At 71.2% G+C, this 2,280-nt stretch carries 3 protein-coding genes and 1 pseudogene; 3 read left to right on the forward strand and 1 reads right to left on the reverse strand.

Going from position 1 to position 2,280, the window contains the following annotated elements; translation table 11 throughout:
• Window positions 1-100: 100 nt before the first annotated feature.
• Both AOK09_RS28605 and AOK09_RS28610 read left to right on the forward strand, forming a co-directional pair.
• Entirely contained in the window at window positions 101-439 is a 339-nt protein-coding gene (locus tag AOK09_RS28605) for a hypothetical protein (protein ID WP_055590139.1), read from the forward strand.
• Window positions 440-446: 7 nt separating this feature from the next.
• A complete protein-coding gene (locus AOK09_RS28610; protein ID WP_055590140.1) occupies window positions 447-1,628 on the forward strand; it encodes a glutathionylspermidine synthase family protein in 1,182 nt (393 codons plus the stop codon).
• Window positions 1,629-1,679: 51 nt separating this feature from the next.
• On the opposite strand, the gene AOK09_RS28615 is transcribed toward AOK09_RS28610, so the two are convergent.
• Window positions 1,680-2,057, reverse strand: a complete 378-nt coding sequence (locus AOK09_RS28615; RefSeq protein WP_055590141.1) for a winged helix-turn-helix transcriptional regulator — start codon at window positions 2,055-2,057, stop codon at window positions 1,680-1,682.
• A 138-nt stretch (window positions 2,058-2,195) separates the two neighbouring features.
• On the opposite strand from AOK09_RS28615, the pseudogene AOK09_RS42605 reads away from it, so the two are divergent.
• Window positions 2,196-2,280, forward strand: a pseudogene (locus AOK09_RS42605) (NADPH-dependent FMN reductase); the annotation flags it as partial.

Below are 2,280 nucleotides of genomic sequence, written 5' to 3' on the forward strand. Positions count from 1 at the left end.
CCCACTCCCCCGTACCGCCGGCCCGATAGTCTGTGCGGCCACAGCAACGTGCCGGCGGACGGGGGAGTGGGCAGTCATGGCAGTACCGGGTGCGAGACGGATGCGTTCCAACGCGGTGTCCCTGGGCATCGTGAGCGCGGTGGCCCTGGCCCTCACCTCCTGCGGCAGCGACGACAGCCCCGATCTGCGGTGCGTCGACACCCAGACCTTCAAGAACGTCGCCGACCGGCTGTGCGACAGCCAGCCCGGCCAGGGCTACGCCACCACGGACCGCTACCAGTGGTACGAGGACGACAACGGCAGCCACCGCGGCACGTCGACCTACCACAGCTACGGGCACCGCTACACCGGTCCCCGTTACTCCTCGCGGTCCCGGTCCTCCTCGCACTCCGGTGTCAGCAAGGGCGGCTTCGGCGGCCACGGGCACAGCGGCAGCTGACCGCCCCGTGCAGCGCCACCGCATCGACCCCCGCCCCGGCTGGCAGCAGACCGTCGAGGAGCAGGGCCTGATCTACCCCCTCACCCGCTACCCGGACGAGTCGCTGCGCCCCTACTGGGACGAGTCGGCGTACTACTCCTTCAGCCTCCCGGAGGTGGAGGCGCTGGAGGAGGTCGTCGAGGAGCTGCACGGCATGTGCCTGGCGGCGGCGGCCCACATCGTGGAGCGGGACCGCTTCGCCGACCTCGGCGTCACCGACCCCGCCGTCGCCGCCGCGGTGGCCGCCTCCTGGCGGCGCCGGGCGGAGCAGCCCAGTGTGTACGCCCGCTTCGACCTGCGCTACGACGGCTCCGGCCCGGCGAAGCTGCTGGAGTACAACGCCGACACCCCGACCTCGCTGGTGGAGGCGGCGTCGCCGCAGTGGTTCTGGATGGAGGAGCGGTTCCCCGGCGCGGACCAGTGGAACTCGCTGCACGAGCGGCTGGTGGCCTCCTGGCGCAGGCAGGCGCATCTGCTGCCGGCCGGGCAGCCGGTCTACTTCGCGCACTCGCACGACGACAAGTACGGCGAGGACCAGATGACGGTCGTCTATCTGATGGAGACCGCCCAGCAGGCGGGCCTGGACACCCGGGGCATCGCGATGGAGGACATCGGCTGGGACTCGCTCTCCGGCCGTTTCGTCGACGAGCAGTACCGCTTCATTCGCTCGATCTTCAAGCTCTACCCCTGGGAGTGGCTGGTCGGGGACGATTTCGGCCACCACGCCCTGCGCACCGCCGACCTGGGCGGCGGCAGCGGCTCCACGCTGTGGATCGAGCCGGCCTGGAAGATGCTGCTCTCCAACAAGGCGCTGCTGGCAATCCTCTGGGAGCTCTACCCGGGCCATCCCAACCTGCTGCCCGCCTATCTGGACGGTCCCCGCGACCTGGTCCACTGGGCCGCCAAGCCGCTGCTGGGCCGGGAGGGCGCGGGTGTCGTCCTGTACGACGGCAGCGGTCCGGTGCCGACGCCCGACCCCGCCGAGCGGCACTGCTGGCAGCAGCTCGCCCCCCTGCCGGACTTCGACGGCAACCGGGTGGTGCTGGGCGCCTGGGTGGTGGACGACGAGGCGGCCGGGCTGGGCATCCGTGAGTCCGCCGGCCCGGTCACCGACGAGTACGCGCGTTTCCTTCCGCACGTCATCCTCTGAGCCGGTGGGCGGCCGCCGAGCCGCCGGCGGTCTGCGCCGGGCCGCCCTCGGTCAGGCCCCGGGACAGTTCCGCGCGTCGTAGCGCCGCTGTGCGGCCAGCACCTCGGGCATCCGCTCCTCGATCAGGCTGATCAGGGTCAGCAGCTGCTCGGCGGTGTCCCGGCCCAGCGGGGTGAGGCTGTAGTCGACGCGCGGCGGGTTGGTGGGCTGCGCCTCGCGGTGCACCAGGCCGTCGCGCTCCAGCGCGTGCAGGGTCTGGGAGAGCATCTTCTCGCTGACGCCCTCGACTCGGCGGCGCAGCTCGTTGAAGCGCAGCGGGCCCTGCGCGAGCGCGCCCAGTGCGAGGCTTCCCCAGCGACCGGTGACGTGTTCCAGCGCGGGGCGCGACGGGCATGCGCGCCCGAAGACGTCGAACTCCGGGGTGCTCATGGTGCAAGCATACTCCGGCGCAGCGCGCTCCCGAAGATGGCGCGATCTGCTAGGTAGCGCAATCAAAAAGTTTGCGCTTTCTAAAAGTTAGTGCTTCTCTGTTGGGGCACGCCCCGCCGCCTCTCGAGGAGCATCCCGATGACCAGTCCTGTCGTCTCCGTCGCGTACCACTCCGGCTACGGCCACACCGCCTCCCTGGCCGAGGCGGTGCGCGCCGTAGCCG

This window comes from Peterkaempfera griseoplana, from assembly GCF_001418575.1.
Taxonomy (GTDB): domain Bacteria; phylum Actinomycetota; class Actinomycetes; order Streptomycetales; family Streptomycetaceae; genus Peterkaempfera; species Peterkaempfera griseoplana.